1 protein-coding gene and 1 pseudogene are annotated in these 294 nt (G+C 46.3%); both read right to left on the bottom strand.

The features are described 5' to 3' along the window. Positions 1 to 180, bottom strand: a 180-nt coding sequence (locus CWC11_RS20595; RefSeq protein WP_138684162.1) for a hypothetical protein, incomplete at its 3' end; no start/stop codon positions are given. Continuing rightward, positions 177 to 294, bottom strand: a pseudogene (locus CWC11_RS23625) (3TM-type holin); the annotation flags it as partial. The gene CWC11_RS20595 and the pseudogene CWC11_RS23625, both read right to left, overlap by 4 nt.

Genomic DNA, 294 nt, shown 5'->3' with positions numbered 1-294 from the left:
GATGCGCTTTTGGTCTTCTTGGCGAATTTGCTTGAGGTGGTCAAGCTCTTGGGAGTTAGTGGTTATCCTTTTATCTAAGTCGCCAAGGTAAATAACACCAGACACCAACAGCGCAATGGTGGTGAGAATGTGGGCCAAATTAAACTCCTTTTTCATTTGCCATTGTTCAGGATGATTCACTTGCTGACCCCTTTTACTTTCTCAACGGTTCTAAGCCCTGCAAGCCCTAACATGGCAAGCGTAAGCTCTAGCATCACATCAAGCGGCAACTCAGGCGTACCATGTTCAGGCATT

The sequence above is a fragment of the Pseudoalteromonas sp. S3178 genome (assembly GCF_005886985.1).
GTDB classification, from domain to species: Bacteria; Pseudomonadota; Gammaproteobacteria; order Enterobacterales; family Alteromonadaceae; genus Pseudoalteromonas; species Pseudoalteromonas carrageenovora.
The sequence above is the reverse complement of the archived record's forward strand: the minus strand, read 5'-3'. Positions and strand labels throughout refer to the sequence as shown.